The sequence below is a fragment of the Acetobacter sp. DmW_136 genome (assembly GCF_008690365.1).
GTDB classification, from domain to species: domain Bacteria; phylum Pseudomonadota; class Alphaproteobacteria; order Acetobacterales; family Acetobacteraceae; genus Acetobacter; species Acetobacter oryzifermentans.
This window is the reverse complement of the sequence record NZ_VHON01000001.1, coordinates 41,929-55,986: the sequence shown is the minus strand read 5'-3', so window position 1 is coordinate 55,986 and position 14,058 is coordinate 41,929. Positions and strand designations below refer to the sequence as shown.

Annotated in this window: 20 protein-coding genes and 2 pseudogenes; 9 read left to right on the top strand and 13 right to left on the bottom strand. The window is 49.2% G+C overall.

Translation table 11 applies throughout. The features are described 5' to 3' along the window. Positions 1–48: 48 nt before the first annotated feature. The 4 genes from FKW31_RS00340 to FKW31_RS00325 all read right to left on the bottom strand — a co-directional run bounded on the left by FKW31_RS00340 (position 49) and on the right by FKW31_RS00325 (position 2,052). Positions 49–525 (bottom strand): hypothetical protein, encoded by a 477-nt coding sequence (locus tag FKW31_RS00340; RefSeq protein ID WP_150177076.1) that lies wholly within the window; start codon positions 523–525, stop codon positions 49–51. A 273-nt stretch (positions 526–798) separates the two neighbouring features. Beyond that, complete coding sequence (locus FKW31_RS00335; RefSeq protein ID WP_150177074.1) at positions 799–978, bottom strand: hypothetical protein; 180 nt, start codon at positions 976–978, stop codon at positions 799–801. Positions 979–1,122: 144 nt separating this feature from the next. Then, complete coding sequence (locus FKW31_RS00330) at positions 1,123–1,524, bottom strand: hypothetical protein (RefSeq protein WP_087636459.1); 402 nt, start codon at positions 1,522–1,524, stop codon at positions 1,123–1,125. A gap of 150 nt (positions 1,525–1,674) precedes the next feature. After that, the gene (locus tag FKW31_RS00325) at positions 1,675–2,052 is read right to left on the bottom strand and encodes a hypothetical protein (protein WP_087636460.1); all 378 of its coding nucleotides are present in this window, start codon (positions 2,050–2,052) and stop codon (positions 1,675–1,677) included. Positions 2,053–2,496: 444 nt separating this feature from the next. On the opposite strand from FKW31_RS00325, the gene FKW31_RS16625 reads away from it, so the two are divergent. Beyond that, positions 2,497–3,099 (top strand): nuclease-related domain-containing protein, encoded by a 603-nt coding sequence (locus tag FKW31_RS16625; RefSeq protein WP_087636541.1) that lies wholly within the window; start codon positions 2,497–2,499, stop codon positions 3,097–3,099. Here the strand turns inward: FKW31_RS16625 and FKW31_RS00315 are convergent. The 3 genes from FKW31_RS00315 to FKW31_RS00305 all read right to left on the bottom strand — a co-directional run bounded on the left by FKW31_RS00315 (position 3,054) and on the right by FKW31_RS00305 (position 6,516). Further along, on the bottom strand, positions 3,054–3,689 hold the full coding sequence (locus FKW31_RS00315; protein ID WP_087636542.1) for a hypothetical protein: 636 nt from the start codon (positions 3,687–3,689) through the stop codon (positions 3,054–3,056). The two genes, FKW31_RS16625 and FKW31_RS00315, sit on opposite strands and share 46 nt — an antisense overlap. A gap of 61 nt (positions 3,690–3,750) precedes the next feature. Next, positions 3,751–4,116: a hypothetical protein gene (locus FKW31_RS00310; protein ID WP_087636543.1), complete on the bottom strand. Its 366-nt coding sequence runs from the start codon at positions 4,114–4,116 to the stop codon at positions 3,751–3,753. Positions 4,117–4,518: 402 nt separating this feature from the next. After that, a complete protein-coding gene (locus tag FKW31_RS00305) occupies positions 4,519–6,516 on the bottom strand; it encodes a Hint domain-containing protein (RefSeq protein WP_166443352.1) in 1,998 nt (665 codons plus the stop codon). 75 nt (positions 6,517–6,591) lie between these two features. Between FKW31_RS00305 and FKW31_RS00300 the strand changes: the two genes are divergently transcribed. From FKW31_RS00300 to FKW31_RS00275, 6 genes are all read left to right on the top strand, one after another. After that, positions 6,592–6,864 (top strand): antitoxin, encoded by a 273-nt coding sequence (locus tag FKW31_RS00300; protein ID WP_019089357.1) that lies wholly within the window; start codon positions 6,592–6,594, stop codon positions 6,862–6,864. Continuing rightward, complete coding sequence (locus FKW31_RS00295) at positions 6,861–7,169, top strand: PIN domain-containing protein (protein WP_019089356.1); 309 nt, start codon at positions 6,861–6,863, stop codon at positions 7,167–7,169. The genes FKW31_RS00300 and FKW31_RS00295 overlap by 4 nt, the downstream gene beginning before the upstream one ends. Before the next feature lie 98 nt (positions 7,170–7,267). Then, positions 7,268–7,522, top strand: coding sequence for an AbrB/MazE/SpoVT family DNA-binding domain-containing protein (locus tag FKW31_RS00290; protein ID WP_019089355.1), 255 nt, complete (start codon positions 7,268–7,270; stop codon positions 7,520–7,522). A gap of 1 nt (position 7,523) precedes the next feature. After that, the gene (gene mazF, locus FKW31_RS00285; RefSeq protein ID WP_019089354.1) at positions 7,524–7,853 is read left to right on the top strand and encodes an endoribonuclease MazF; all 330 of its coding nucleotides are present in this window, start codon (positions 7,524–7,526) and stop codon (positions 7,851–7,853) included. 56 nt (positions 7,854–7,909) lie between these two features. After that, positions 7,910–8,110 (top strand): hypothetical protein, encoded by a 201-nt coding sequence (locus tag FKW31_RS00280; protein ID WP_019089353.1) that lies wholly within the window; start codon positions 7,910–7,912, stop codon positions 8,108–8,110. 50 nt (positions 8,111–8,160) lie between these two features. Further along, entirely contained in the window at positions 8,161–8,460 is a 300-nt protein-coding gene (locus tag FKW31_RS00275; protein WP_019089352.1) for a hypothetical protein, read from the top strand. Positions 8,461–8,516: 56 nt separating this feature from the next. Here FKW31_RS00275 and FKW31_RS00270 read toward each other — a convergent pair whose 3' ends face one another. The 5 genes from FKW31_RS00270 to FKW31_RS00250 form a co-directional block, all read right to left on the bottom strand. Further along, the gene (locus tag FKW31_RS00270) at positions 8,517–8,921 is read right to left on the bottom strand and encodes a hypothetical protein (protein ID WP_019089351.1); all 405 of its coding nucleotides are present in this window, start codon (positions 8,919–8,921) and stop codon (positions 8,517–8,519) included. A 12-nt stretch (positions 8,922–8,933) separates the two neighbouring features. Next, positions 8,934–9,749 (bottom strand): hypothetical protein, encoded by an 816-nt coding sequence (locus FKW31_RS00265; RefSeq protein WP_019089350.1) that lies wholly within the window; start codon positions 9,747–9,749, stop codon positions 8,934–8,936. Between the two features lie 96 nt (positions 9,750–9,845). Further along, positions 9,846–10,310: a hypothetical protein gene (locus FKW31_RS00260; RefSeq protein ID WP_019089349.1), complete on the bottom strand. Its 465-nt coding sequence runs from the start codon at positions 10,308–10,310 to the stop codon at positions 9,846–9,848. A gap of 2 nt (positions 10,311–10,312) precedes the next feature. After that, the gene (locus tag FKW31_RS00255) at positions 10,313–11,161 is read right to left on the bottom strand and encodes a hypothetical protein (RefSeq protein ID WP_087636537.1); all 849 of its coding nucleotides are present in this window, start codon (positions 11,159–11,161) and stop codon (positions 10,313–10,315) included. A 115-nt stretch (positions 11,162–11,276) separates the two neighbouring features. After that, on the bottom strand, positions 11,277–11,993 hold the full coding sequence (locus tag FKW31_RS00250) for a hypothetical protein (RefSeq protein ID WP_238332694.1): 717 nt from the start codon (positions 11,991–11,993) through the stop codon (positions 11,277–11,279). Between the two features lie 401 nt (positions 11,994–12,394). Between FKW31_RS00250 and FKW31_RS00245 the strand changes: the two are divergent. Both FKW31_RS00245 and FKW31_RS00240 read left to right on the top strand, forming a co-directional pair. After that, positions 12,395–12,619, top strand: a pseudogene (locus FKW31_RS00245) (Bro-N domain-containing protein); the annotation flags it as partial. Positions 12,620–12,680: 61 nt separating this feature from the next. Further along, positions 12,681–13,001, top strand: a pseudogene (locus FKW31_RS00240) (TSUP family transporter); the annotation flags it as partial. 314 nt (positions 13,002–13,315) lie between these two features. On the opposite strand, the gene FKW31_RS00235 reads toward FKW31_RS00240, so the two are convergent. Continuing rightward, entirely contained in the window at positions 13,316–13,903 is a 588-nt protein-coding gene (locus tag FKW31_RS00235) for a recombinase family protein (protein WP_150177070.1), read from the bottom strand. Positions 13,904–14,058 lie beyond the last annotated feature (155 nt).

The following is a 14,058-nucleotide window of genomic DNA, read 5'->3' as shown; positions in this document are numbered from 1 at the left end:
TTATAGCTTACGAAAATTTCTTTTGTGCAAAACAGACTTTTTCATAATCTAACCCGATGTACAACCCTTCTGTGAGATTTCCGCGTCGATATTTCCTTGCCTCCAAGATGAGCCTTCAATTTCTGATCGTGCAATTTGCAACGACACCCCACAGCCCATTTTCTGCAAGAGACGTTCAGGCGAGACAGCACCAGCCAATGTCGCCCGGCATTTGCGAATATAGGTTTCAGCAGACGTATCAGAAGCACCACTGAAGCGCATACCGCCGCCTTCACAAGAAGCGGAAAACGTGACGAGTTGACGCATGACTTCCCAGTCAGATCCCATTGCAATCAAAGACCAGTCTCTTACACGTCTTTGCATCGTGCGGTTGTTCGTGGAGTAGGATTCATAAAGGTTGTTATCACCACCCAGTTCGAAAAAAAGATACTGGTCGATATAAAATCCATGTTCAGGGAAAGCAGTGTTCAGACTGTGTGCAGAAAACCGCGTGGCTGCGAGATCGTAGACAATGCGATAGGACATATCCGATATTTCCTTCTTCGGAGTTTTGAACCCCTTCAGGACAGACCGGAGCGGCCTAGCGGGTCATGCGCGGCGCGCGGCACCGGCACCGCAGGCCGGCAGGCGCAGCCTGGTGGCCGAGGAGCCTCCGCTTGACGCGCTAGGCCGCTTCGGTCAGCGACTTCTTCTGCGTCAGAAGGGGATTTCCTGCACCTCATCTTCTCCCATTGCTTTTTCTGTTAAAAAGGCGCTTCTCCCATTTTTATGACGTGAAGCCTTCTTACGCTGAAGTTGTCACCATCTTCTGTTACGTCTGCGCTGCGTTTTTCGTGTCCGCCAATACGTGCGTTGCAGAGGCCGCAACTCTGGCCACCGTGCTGTCACATCGGCATAAGCAACAAGCTGTTCCGAGGCACAGCATCCATAGCGATCAATGCCTCGCACAATCGCAACGCGCCCTGTTTGCGGTGTCATCTGAACAAAAATTCCATCCTTTTGTTCAGGATCAGAGGGCAAACGGAAAAGAACATTATTATAGGAATTATGCAGCGCACGCCACCTGCCCGCCAGAGTTGGACAGTCCATGAGCGACATCAGATCGTAACGGGGGAAGACATGCTATATGGCCAAGGGTAAATCCGGGACATCATGCCAGAACCTGATCCTGTTGTCGGGGATTGGCCAGTTCAACCCGCCGGGAACCTCACAAGAAACAATTTCGGTCATCTCGCAAAGATAAATGCGACGACCGCCTTTCCAATGGGCAAGACTGACACCTTCAAAGCAGTCAAACCATTCTGTACTCTGGATCTCAAGTGTTGGATATTTTCCAGCCAGCGCATCTCCAAGATAAAGCAAGGATGACCCAGAGCCACTATACATGGTGGTCTGCAAGGTTGTTTCATCAACAAACACGATGTCGTCGGGATCTTGGCATTCCGCGCGATACTTTTGAACAAGCTCTTTAAGGAGCACGGACGGTCCGGTTAATGTCTGTACCGTCATGGTCGAGATGCTCATATTCGGGATCCTTTATGTGTGATCCCTTTTCCGCACTGCACAGACAACTGGCCGGGGCAATGGCGCGCCCGTAGGCGCGGGCCGCCTGAGGCCGAACCATTGCGGCGGACATGTTGCTCTGTGCAGTCCCGTTAATTATTCACGGCCTGTTCAACGGCTTATGCCGTGATTCCAGCATATGAGGATTGGAATCAGCGACAAAACACTCTCAATAACGATCCCAAGTGCCTGCTTTACATTCCAGCCGAAGAACCTTGCGATAAGAAAAACCACCAGAATGAACGCTGTCCATCTCAGGCCTTTCATAATCCGGTCATGTATTTGTTGTCTTTTTTCCTGAGCCAGTTCTTTCTGAGTCTTACGTCTATGATACAGCGTCATGGTGCCGTTTGGAGCTCTACGAACCCACACGACACGCCCTCTTTCGAACTGTTCAAAACATTTAGTGAATGAATCTCTGAAACTGAGACCCGGTTGCACTATGACTGACGGATCTGTCTGCGGTTCGAGACGTTGATTGTCGGGCATGGTTTCAATGATCCATTACTTCCGTTTTCTTCGATCACCCATACCCAAACATTATGCGACGAAAAAACGCTCACGCCGAAACCGCAGCACAAATGACGGCTCTAAAGCAAAAAGGGATTTTTCGTCGCATCAGCGCGCTCCAAGATAATCCGCGATAACGGAGGAGTATGTAATGCCACCAAAATCACGAAACAATCACAGGGCCGGTAAGAGCAAAACAACGAACGAGCTGACAATAAAATCCCCTTTGGAGATTACAAACATCGTCATCGCACCAAACGGCTCACCTCACAAAACAACGCATTACCCGCGCACGTCAGGCGACAACATGTCCAAACATCAACGGTATTATGCTCGGAACCGGGAATTGGTCTGCGCACGTCAGCGCGAAGCAAGACGCCGTAAACAGGCCCTGCGTGGTGCCAAAAAACAGAGTGACACATAATGCGCCGACGTTATCGATCTTCCCTGAGAACTGCCAGAGAACACTCTCTCTTAAAAGCTTTCAAATCTGACATTCAAGGGCGTAAGGGCGAGACTGATGTCCGGAACATTCTGGCGCACTCCCACCTTGCCTGTCTCCATGATATTGTGCTGCCAACCCGAAGTGGTCGCCCAACACAGATTGATCACGTCGCTTTGACCGCTTCTGGCATACTCGTCATTGAAACCAAACACTTACGGGGCAAATTGACGAGGGATGTTCGGAACGATTATTGGCGCCAAACACTGCCTGGAGGCTGGTCTGAACAGATCTACAGCCCACTGCGACAGAATGCCGGTCATTGTGCTGCGGTCTACGAGATTGTCCGGCACATAGATCCTGGCATTCAGACACTCAACAGAGTTGTCATGACTGGATCTGCTGAAATTGCCCCGGAGCTGTCTACCGTTGTGCACACAACCGACACGTTTACAGAGGAACTGGAGCACTTACGGAACAGCTCTGTATCAGAGCTGCTCCTGCACGCATGGAAGCGACTATGTGAAGCCGCAAGAACTTATGAGGACTTACGAAACGGAACAACACGATCCCCATTTGACTGATCTGCATCGGGGTCATCTTCACGCACAAGAATAACTTTTTCCGCCGGACGTCCAAAATTTCGCCGCATGTAATCCATGAACTCTGCCCGATCCGCCTCGTTCAATGGAAACTCTGCTTCGTAAGAGTCAAACCCGCTACCCTGATAGAGACCACAATCGATCTCCAGCGTTTCCATATAATCAAGGCCATCACATGTCGCGTTGACAAAACCGAGTCTGGACGGCTCGTAACCGTCATATCCAAGCTGCACGATCCAGCTCTCCCCCAGATAGATCACGTCTATCATCCCGTCCTCGGCATTGATCGGGGGCCACAGGCCGATTTCTACGCCTTTGAACTGGCCAGGGAACATCTCGCTCAAAGCCTTTGCCAGCCGTGCTGTCTGCGGGCGCATGACAGTAAAATCATGCACGACAGGAATGGGTGCGTCTTCGCGTTCGGCTCGAAAATAAGCTTCCACTTTATCCTCTGGCCACGCTTGTTCGATGAGCGCGTCCATTTCCTCTTCCGTATAACGATGGCGCGCCGGATCCTCTGGAGCTTTAGGGACTATTGGTTTTTTGGTGCGAGATGTTTTCTTGGATGTCATAACGTGCCTGTTATGGTTGACTAAAAACGAGGGTTTGAATACCGCAAGACGTCTGGTCTTCTCAGTTCAAATTGCGACAGTCTGATGTGACTCTATAGCTCGAACGCAACACGACGTTGCCGTTGTTGTCGCCAATCAATTCACACCTTACCCATGATGGCTTCCGGTCTGGCAGGGGCGGACGGAAAAGAATCAGGGATGAGCCTGTTTCACTACTGGCGCTGGAACGGATTTCATATCCAGAATCCAGTAACTGCTCCAAAGAAGCGGATTGTTCAGAGAAGAGAGTTGGAACCGCGTGTGGCGCATTTTTTCTGGCAAACTGGCTTGTGCCACTGCTGATCATATTTTGTGCTGAAGCATGCTGTGACAACGTCACCAAACCAGCAAAAGCCGCCAGAGTGAGGCTATAGGAGAATAATTTCACGTATCAGTTTTCCTTCACAGACAGAATTTCACCACAGGAGATGGGGGCGCCATCTCCCCAACCCGCCTCTTCACTTCCTGCATGAGGACAGCGGCAATTTCGTGGATCAGTTCCATCATATGCAGAGCTTCAGATGGACGCGGTCCATACGGCCTGTTTGAAATCAGGGGAATATAATAATCTTTCTATATCAACATGTTATACGGTAAATCGCAACCAAATAAGCTTGTTATATTTCAATGGTTTATGATGAATTTGTAAAAACATTCAATTGGATAGAAATATTCTTTTCATCTTTCGAGCAGATTGATCCACGTAGCTTATGTGGAAACCATCTATATAAAAAACAGACCTTACTCATAGAATAAGGTCTGTCCAAATATAATATGAAATTTGAGAATACTAAGCAGAATATGCTTTCAACTTAGTTATCTGCAATTTGTCCGCGCAGTAAGGTCCAGCGGCACGAATGGTCAGGGAAAGGATGCCCATTTTTCCATGCGTCAGATGGTCTCCAAGAGGCAGCACCGCATCACCCTTGGTCCATGCACAATCTGTCCAATCCGTATCGTGCCAGCCTTCTGGTTTTTCGTCCTGAAGATGGGTCGTAATGTTGTGTGGTTTTTTGGCGCAGAGCAGGCGCACATCCGCAACGGCTACACCCATGTAACGGCGGTCATCCACAAACGGGCCAATGGCATCTGCCGGGCGACTGGCGCGGGAGACAATGCGCACAGATTTTGTATTAGGCGGCAGCATGAAGCTGTATTGCTGGCCGTTATGCCGCATTGGGCGAATGGTAGCACCTGTTTGCGTAATCAGGCGCAGATCTGGATCATTGGTTGTTTCAATTTTTTCTGCAGAAGGTAAGCAACCAACAACGCTGTTTTCACGCCATTCAAGGGCACGGAACAGAGGCTCAACAAAAGAACGCTCAACGCATAGCGGCGCTGCAGCATCGTCTTCCCAGCTTTTAGCAATGCTATGGAGTGTGACAATCTTGCCTTCCTGGCGAAAGGAAGAGCGGTTACCTGTATCCAGATAGCTTTCTGTCAGCATGCCATCTGCGGTGATCACGGAATGCTGTTCTGTTTCCACATGATAGTAGTCGTACGAACTGATGGATTTGTCATAGAAAATAGACACGCCATTCACCAGCATACGTGCAGGCACAAAGCTGTCTTTAAAGAACAGGCAATGTTCTGATGTAATCAGCATATCCTTGTAAGGCACACCATCAGCAATGGCGTCTTTAAGAATACGCACAGGCCAGCCAGCTTCATCATCTGGTAGATCGGAGCGAACGTTAACGTGTGCTTTGCCAACCCACACAACTGAACGTGTAATATCCTTGTAGTTGCGCCAGTCAAATGTCACAACTTCATCACCAATCTGAATGTCTTCTACAGCTACATCACCTTTCGGCGTGCTGATCATGCTGCCAGCAAGAAAACAGGCACCAATGTAGGTGTTGCCATCAGAAACAGTGATTTTCAGGGGGTTTGTATCATTGGTTGATGCATTAACAATGTAAGCACCGTTGTTAAGTGTAACACCTGATGCAGGAGAAACAGCGAACTGTCCAATTACATGGCCATTTGCATCTTTAAGTGTAACAATTTTTTCTGAACTATCTGTTCCAAAAAGACCACCATTTTCAATGGTGTAAGATGCAATCGTGCTTGTCGTATTCTGGAGCTCAATCGTATCCTTGGAAGGATCATAATTTTGGAAAGTCGTTGCGTGTACTGAACCAGACGAGAGAAGACTGATAAGCGTTCCTCCACCGTTAATAATAACAGTGCCGCCACCAGTGCCGAAATTAACAGTGGCACCCTCTAAAACACTAGCCAATGCAGAGCCAGTATTTAATGTTCCTCCATATTCAACATTAATTGTTGAACCATTTAAAACACCAGCAAGAGCGCCCCCGCTTGTTCCTGTGAGTGTGGCATTGCCACCAATAACATTGATGGTTGAACCCGTAACAAGGTTTACCAAGCCAGAGATGGCGGTAGTTCCACCAATATAATATGTGGAGAGTTCAGCTGCACCTGCACCAATAATAAAGTTTCCTGTTGAACCTGGAGTACTTACAAAAGTTTGGGCACTTAATGCGCTAATGAGAACAGTAAAATCCCCAGATCCTGGTGTAAGAACGTAACCACTTCCAAGAAGCTGCACTACGCCAAGAATATCAAGGCCTGGATTAATGTCTTTCTGATCTAATATGACGTTTCCGCTGGAATCTGTAATTTTCACATCCCAGTCAGAGATTAAAGACCCATATGGCTGAGAAACTGTCCATGTTGTTTCGACAATCTTGTTGCCGCTGGCGTCAAGAGCGGGATTGCCCTGATCATCCAGTTCATAGGTATAATAAGTACCTGAGCTGCTCATAGTATAAATCTCCGAAAATCTTGAGTTTTGACAGTCTGGTATAGACATTAGGGGATATACACATAGGAGGCCCTTATGCCAGTTCCTGAAGTGACCCCCAGATCGCGCGAAGTAAAACTCTTTCGGAATAATCGCAGTCAGGCCGTGCGGATTCCGGTCGAATTTGAAATGCCGGGAGATCGTGTAATGATCCGCCGTGACGGTGACAAACTCGTTCTGGAGCCTGTGAAGACGCCTTCCACGCTGAAGGAGCTTCTCATGGCATGGCGTGAAGAGCCGCAGCTGCCTCCCGAAGACGATTTTCCCGATATTCAGGATGTTGCCGCCAGACCAGAAGGTATCCTGTGAGCATCTACCTTCTTGATACAAACATCAGCAGCGATTTCGTGCGCAACCCTTCCGGCTCCTGTGCACAACGCATTGAGCTTATTGACCCAGATGATCTTTGCACCAGCATCATCGTGGCCGCAGAATTACGCTATGGATGCGCCAAAAAAGGCTCCGAAAAGCTCTTGAACCGGGTCGAAAGCGTGTTGGCGTTTATCCCTGTGCTGATACTCGATATTCCTGCCGACTGTGAATACGGTGGCATCCGCGCCGAACTCGAAGCAGCAGGGCGGACAATCGGCATGCTGGAGAAGTTTTTTGCGTGATTGATAGATAAGGTTAAGGGATCCAAATAAAGAATGATGTTGATACGAAGTTGACACATTAAATCCCACTCATATAGTATCGACCGAGTTGATTTGGTATGGAGGACGCAATGAAGGCTGTGGTAAAAAAATGGGGGAATAGCGCATCCATTCGTATCCCAGCTTCAGTATTAGCCGCGGCTGGATTGAAGTTGGATCAGCCAGTGGATGTGCGCGAGGAAAGCGGACGCATTGTCATTGAGCCGGTCACAGTCGTAGAATATGATCTAGCGGATTTGTTGGCTGGGATTACCCCGGAGAATATTCATCCTGAAGTGGACTTCGGAGCGCCTGTTGGCCGCGAACTCCTCTGACATGGTTGCCTACGTACCCGATGCTGGCGAAATCGTGTGGCTCGATTTTTCGCCACAAACCGGACACGAGCAGGCGGGACATCGACCCGCAGTCGTTTTGTCATCGGCGGCTTATAATCGGATTGGTCTGATGCTGTGCTGTCCACTGACGACCAAGCTGAAGGGCTATCCTTTTGAAGTTGCAATCGACACTGATCGACCGAGCGCGGCGCTCGCGGATCAGGTGAAGTCTTTCGATTGGCGGGCGCGGGGTGCGAAGAGCAAAGGGCGTGTGTCTGAGGTAGAGCTATCGGAAATTCGGGCAAAAGCCCGTGCACTGATAGGCAGATAAGAAAATCGCCATGGATCACAACAAAAACAATGCCTTAGGTTGAAAGATAACAACCCATGAATCTTGCCCGCGCGATTATGATCCGCAAAGAACGGAAGCGCCAGCGTCGAGAGGGGGCGAGCCGAAGGGAGAAGCTGTCCGTTTTTCCTTTGCTGTGGGACACCCTTGCAGCCGATCGGCAGCTTCAGCGTACATGGAAGGCTGAAGGTGTGCCCTTTTGGAAGCGGCTGCTGCGGGCCTTTCTAATTCAGGGATAAAATCCATTTGAATGTGCGCTCGTCGCATCATGGACAGGCAACATCCATGTATGACAACGAGCAAAAATACCTTATCTTCTGATCGCCCGGAAATACGCCTTTCCGGGCGCCGTCTGTCCCAGTGCCTTATGGTGTTGGGTTGGTCAGAACGTCTCGCGGCCGAAAGATGTGACACACATCGCACCCAGTTACGCCGTGCCCTCGCCGGGACATCCGCATTGCCCCCAGACATTTCCGCCTGGCTGCTTGATCTGGAAGCGGCTTTTCTGGCAAGGCCTACACCTCGCAGGCGGATCAATGATCCGATATTTCGGGAATTCGTGAAAGAAAAGTCAGAATTTCAAGCATAAAGAAAGCCGCCAACTGGCGGCTTCCCTGTATCTATCAGAATGATGAAACGTTGTCCTTAATGTCCAAATTTGAAACCGAGCTTTCCATCATTCATGATATATGGTGCGCAAGTATTTCCAGGATGGACCTCTGAATATTCTTTAAGCCATTTCGTTGGTACCCAGCCTGGTTTGAATGCGAAATTCATGCTTTTCACATAACCATTATCTAATTGTTCTGGGTCATTAACAGCAAGAATTGCTGCCGCTGGGGCAATAACTGGAGCATGATCATTGGGCGCTGAGCGAAGAGGAATTGGATTATTGAAATCCATCATCACGCTATCAGGCGCATCAATTGCTAAGCATTTGTAGCCTTGCAAAGGTTTTACCGGTTTAGGGCCGGCAGCGAGAGCGTGTGAAGATACACAGGCCAGACTCATTCCAGCGAATGCAACAAATGACAATTTACGAAAAAACATCTGTTTTCCTTTTTATGAGCTTAATATTGGAGATGAAGCTGCCGAACCCATTTTCGAAGCCACATTAGCCCGCCATTGGCCGACGGTCTCGTTTGATGAAATGCCGTTGCTGGCCATGTGTGAAGCGGAGACAAATTCTGACATCGGCGTATCGTCAGTTGCACGTGCGATTGCTTGTCCAGCAGTAGGACCAAAATTGTAATACGCACGTGCGTCAAGAGCTGTCGGGTTGCTAATTCCCGCGTTTTGTAGCGTGGTTGCCGCATCCTTGAGATACTGTGCTGCTGCAACTGCCTGCGCGGCAGGATCCTGCTGGCCAGATATTCCCGTGTTGGTGATGGTGGAGGCTAGACTAGGGTTGGAAGCCAACGCTTTCTGAAGAGCTTCATTGTAGGTGCCATTCGACATTTGAAACGCACCAGTAATGGATGAATTACTGTTTGCTGTATAAACGTTGCGGCATCCTGACTCCACGACGCAGGTTGCCGCCAGAGCGTCAGGATTAACACCAAGGGCGCTGGCATTCTGGGCGGCAGCATATCCCCATGACTGGGAATACATTGATTGGAGCGCGTCTGTGCCGCTACCAGACGATGTTGTGGTTGTTGAGACCACGGAGCCGCTTCCACTGATCTGCTGGGTGGTAGAAGAGGTTGGCGGTGTCCAGCCACCCATACCAACTTCCTGATAGGTTGCATTGACCGTGGGCGGGAGGCCAGCCGGGACATTGACGGTTTGCGCCAATGCAGGATAAATAAGAAAGGAACAGCCAAGCGCTGGCAGGACCTTCCATCTGTGAAGAGTGGATCGTCTCTTTTTCACGAGCATCTCCCTTGATTGCGATGCAGTGATTTTCCCAGACCATCATGCGACGGAATTGAAAAAAGAGCGGGCAGGGCAGGTGTGTCCATTATGGTCACACTTTCATGGAAGCCGGCCAAGCACGAAACCGATGACGACCAGCAACATGGCCCAGAAGATGATGAGGCCAGTGGAACGCCATTGATATCGGTCACCGATCAGTTTTGCCCGCCGCCCGATCTCGGGTTCCAGAGACTGAAAAACCCTGCTGACCACTTCCAGAATGCGCTGTTCAACCATTCGTTCGTTGATCTGGCTCAGCGCCTTCGCGGCATCAACGCCATCCTGCAACGTCAGTTCGATGGAACGACGCTCCGCCTGAAGCAGTACAAGAGCCTCATTCAGGCACCGGGGCATCGCATCGAGCGTCCGGTTTTGTGCTTCCAGCACAGCAAGAATTGCCAGAAAGAAACGCCCGTTGGGTGTCTCCGGTCTGACAGTGAAGTGCTGAAGCGCGTGCTTCAGCTCCTCAATAGCCTGTGTTGGAGTTGGCGCGTTCTCGGTCTGCTTGTCGCTTGGCAGGCTCATGGTCACTCGAAGTCTCTCGGAACGGGTAGACCTTTAGGCATGTCGGGAAGAAGACTGGGATCAATTTGCGCCAGAAACTCAGGGAAGGAGCGATAGAACCAGACTTCGGCTCGCATCCGATCGAAAAGACCGCTGGGAGGATGTCCCGCGACATTCTTGTCATCAATGAAATCCGCATAGGACAGACGACGATCCGTGATTTCGTCCATCCCATCCAGTTCAGGAAGGAAATAGATCCCACCATCCTCATCGGATTTATCAACCGTGGCGTTCATGACAGCCTGTGTCTGACGGATTTTATCGAAATGACTGTTGTTGGTGTAACCTAGCGGAAGCAACCCACGGTTCATCACGATGATACTATTTCCGGGCAGGAAGCGCCGTTTCTCCTGAAGATCCTGCAGGTAGTCAGCATCAGCCAGTTCAGTGCCAAGCATATATACCACGACAACCTTAATCCCCAGTTTGGCCAGTTGCGGCACAAGAGGGGTGCTGTTGATGATTTCGTGGAAGGCCGTCCATCCGCCCCCGATGTCCAGAATTACGTCCTTCTGTCGCTTCACCATGCCTTCGATCTGCTGTTCCAGCCAGGATTTCTGTTCCTTGAGATTGCCGGTAGCGGGTTTCTTTGCATTGGGATGGAAGTGCGAGATGGAGTGGGAGACATTCAGGTGGTCCGTGTTCCAGACCTCCACATCGCCCCCTTGACGTGTAACGGTTTCCGTCAACGCATTCAGGAAAACAGTCTTGCCGGTGCGTTGCCGACCAACCGCAGTCAGGAGCACGGGGGGTTTTGTACGGGCAGGCTTGGCGGGTTTGGCCTGAGCTGGGTCCACTTTGGTTGCAGTCATTGAATTGTCCTCTTTTGGTAAGGCTCTTCTCAGTAAGGAGTGTGCCGTTCAGAAGGATTTCATCGTGTCATCATGCGACCAGATAGGATTTCTGGAAAAAATTCAAAAAGCCCGCTCAGTCAGAATATTGTTCTTCTTCTCTCTCGCGAGGCGATTTGAATTTCAGCTCTTCGTCGGGAACATCCTCACCAGCAAGGAGGCGGTCATAAATGGCCCGTCTTTGCTTGATGATCTCCCGTAGCCCTGGGAGTTTTGCTTCCCCTTCCTTTGCAAGCATTGGAGCCCCTTGACTGTCGTTCAGCCGGATCTGTTCTTTTGCCATCGTGAGGTCGAATTTCGCCTGACCAAGGGTGAAGCGGGCTTTGTCAATTTTCTCCTTCATAGTCTTGGAGGCGTATGCCGGCAGTTTGTCGCGCTTGACCGTCAAAGCCTGACTTTGTGGAGCTTGCTGGATGGGTTGAGCGTCAGGTTGGGGTATCTCAACGAACTCGGGTGTCCAGTCAGCAGGTAGTCTGCTGGGCATGATGGGTCTGTCGTTATTTTCATTATTCTTTGACTTTTCCATGCCTGCGGTAGCAAGGGCTTGAGCCCGTTTAGCTTTGGCTCGACAAACGAGGTGCCATGTTTTTCGCACACGTTGTATCGACTTGGTATCAGTCTTGATTGGCACGCCGTCCTCAATGGCGAGTTCTATGTAAGGCAACCACATTTCACCTGGTAGCCGCATTTCCAACAGTTCTGCGTGGTTTTCAAACAGCCACTGATAGAGTTTTCCTGTCGTGCGTTTGCGCGGTTGCGTTTTGAGCCGTTCTTTCAGTTTTGCGAACTTCATGGGTCTCTCTCTTGGCCTCAGTGTCCTCTGAGGGTGCGCTTCCAAGATGCGACCGAAAACGATATCCGCTTTTCCGTTCCACGATTGTGAGGCTTTCTGTTCCATTTCCGTGGGGGTTCCGTTCCTCGTGGCGTCCCCTATCTGTGGGGTTTTCGTTCCGTTTCCGCCCTATATGAGTCCCACGTCCGTTCCACCAAATTTAGGGCCTTCATACACCATTGCACCCTTAGTGCGGCGGCTACGCCGCCAGGATTGGGCAGGCGGAGAAAGGGTATGATTAGTAATCACACCCTTTGAGAGCTGAATTATTTGAGTGAAACTTGGTGACGTTCTTTTTTATGAGGTTCGTCGCATCATGCTTCGTCAGATTTCCTCATGTTAAGTCATGAGGGAGCTAAGCTATGAGCGGATCAAATGATGTCAAACTGGCATTCGAAGGCAAAATTTTAAAACCACAAGAACACCGTGGCCAACGATGGTTCTTAGCCAAAGACGTATGTCAGATTCTTGAGCTGCGGAGTGCCAAAGGCGCGACCAGACTATTAGACGACGATGAGGTGTGCTTGTTGCCAACTGCGACAGCAGGAGGAACACAAAACCTTATAGCTGTGAATGAAAGCGGTGCGTATCATCTTACATTTACGTCTCGGAAACCTGTAGCCAAGAGATTTCGGCGCTGGGTTTTTTGGTCCTGGTACGGGATCATTTCTAACAACTGTCTTGGTTGCTTTTGCTGGCCTTGGATTAGTTCGTGCAATTGCAAATACCAAATTTATCAATTTTTTAACCAATGTCGCGGGTCTTACGGCCATGATTGTTGGCGGAAAGGTATTATGGATGGTCGGATTTGGAATGGCAGGAGCAAATATTCTTGGAAACCAGGTCGGAGCATGGTTGGCAATCAGATATGGCGGCAAAGGTATCCGATCTCTGCTGGTTATTATGTCCTTGGCCCTTACCGTCAAGCTTCTAGCCAATCCCGATAATCCATTGTGGAAAATGTTTTAACCTTAATGGTGAATGAATATTGAGAATATCCCCTCTCGTATCCCGTTCGCCCTTCAGCATCGGTAAGATGCGATATGAAGATGTTTGCGAGTTCAGAGTTCACAGCGAAGATAGAATAGATATCAGACCAAGAGCCGCCATAGGTAGCGGACAGGCTCTTGGCTTATGATATTATAACAAATTCTCCAATAAACTTAAATCCCAAGTTGTGCTGAAATCGGGCATTAAAGGGAATGATCAAAAGCAAGGCATTTATGATCCAATATCAATCAAAAAAAATGGTGATATTGGAAGAAATCAGGTTCTTAATTTCTTTATGAGTTATGTTTCAAGGCATGTGAGGCAATCCGAGAGACCGTTCCCGAACTTATGCCAAAAGCTTTTGCAATTTGTTCCAATTTTTCGCCATTTTTTCTTTTTTTGATAATTTCAAGTCGTTGTGATGGTGTGACAAGACTTGGTCGCCCCATCTTTTTCCCTTGCGCGATGGCTCTGGCGCGTCCTTCGGAAGTGCGCGTTCGTATTAAATCTCTTTCGACATCAGCTAAACCTCCAAGGACAGCAAGCATAAGCCGACCCGTGCTGGTAGTTGTATCGGTCCATGGTTCTGCCAAAGAGTAAAACTGAGCTTTTTTTTCGGTAATACTTTTAACTATAGCGAATAAATCAAACGTACTGCGTGCCAGCCGATCAAGGCGAGTGACCACAAATGATTGTCCCTCTTTCAGATTACCGATGAGTTTCTGAAGTTCTGCACGGTTTGCGTCTGCCCCACTAGCTTTTTCACGATAGATTCGACGGCATCCGTAATCTTTGAGTGTTTTAACCTGATGTTCCAGAGTCTGCCCTATCGTACTGACGCGAGCATACCCAATTTTACAACGTGATTTGGATGTGATCATGCAAGTCTAAACTCCTGAAAATACAGAGGAGTTTCTTGCTTTAATCCTGATTTATGCAAGTTACCAAATGGTAGCTTAGTCAGTTGTTATTACGCGAGAATTACTACGCGACAAAAGTCGTTAATGCAACAAAAACCTCAAAATGATTGAAACAT